Here is a 687-nt window from a genome sequence, read left to right on the forward strand (position 1 = left end):
CGAGTTCGGCGCGGGCCCGTTCCGCCTGCGCGGACAGCACCTCGGCGTGCCGCAGCACCGTGGCCGCCGCGGCGGTGAGCCGGATCCCGCGGCCGGACTGGGTGACCAGCTCGACGCCGAGGTCGGCGGCCAGCTGCCGCAACTGGTGCGACACCGCCGACGGCGTGTAGTGCAGCGCCGCCGCCGCCGCGGTGACGGTGCCGTGGTGGGCCACCAGCTGCAACACCCGCAACCTCGGATCGATCATGTCATCATTTTGCACGATCCTGTGTACGAACGTTCGCTTCTCTTCAGCGGTTTCCCTCGCCAGTCTGGGGGTGTGTTGGTTGGCGACGGTGTTCACGGAGGTTGTGCCGGACCGTCCGGGTGTCGCGACACGCGCCGGACCGTCCGTGGTTCCCGGGACGTGCGCACGGCGGTGTTCCTGCTGGTGGTGCTCACGGCCGGGGCGTATCTGCCGAGCCCGCTGTACCCGGGATACCAGGACGCGTTCGGGTTCGGCGATCTGACGATGACCCTGGTGTACGCGACGTTCGCCCTGGTCAGCGCGCCCGCGCTGCTGCTGTTCGGGTCGGCGGCGGACGCGCTCGGCCCGCGGGTGGTGCTGCGGACCAGCGTGGTGATGGCCGCGCTCGCCTCGGGGTCCTTCGCGCTCGCGTCCGGCCCGGGCTGGCTACTGGCCGGACA

The 687-nt window shown here is 71.6% G+C and carries 1 protein-coding gene and 1 pseudogene; one reads left to right on the top strand and one right to left on the bottom strand.

Annotated elements, in window-relative coordinates:
• The coding region (locus SACPADRAFT_RS25310; protein ID WP_007027875.1) for a helix-turn-helix domain-containing protein at positions 1-247 on the bottom strand (247 nt) is incomplete at its 3' end.
• Positions 248-406: 159 nt separating this feature from the next.
• Between SACPADRAFT_RS25310 and SACPADRAFT_RS0203110 the strand changes: the two are divergent.
• Positions 407-687 (top strand): annotated as a pseudogene (locus tag SACPADRAFT_RS0203110) (MFS transporter); the annotation flags it as partial.

The sequence above is a fragment of the Saccharomonospora iraqiensis subsp. paurometabolica YIM 90007 genome, from assembly GCF_000231035.2.
GTDB lineage: Bacteria > Actinomycetota > Actinomycetes > Mycobacteriales > Pseudonocardiaceae > Saccharomonospora > Saccharomonospora paurometabolica.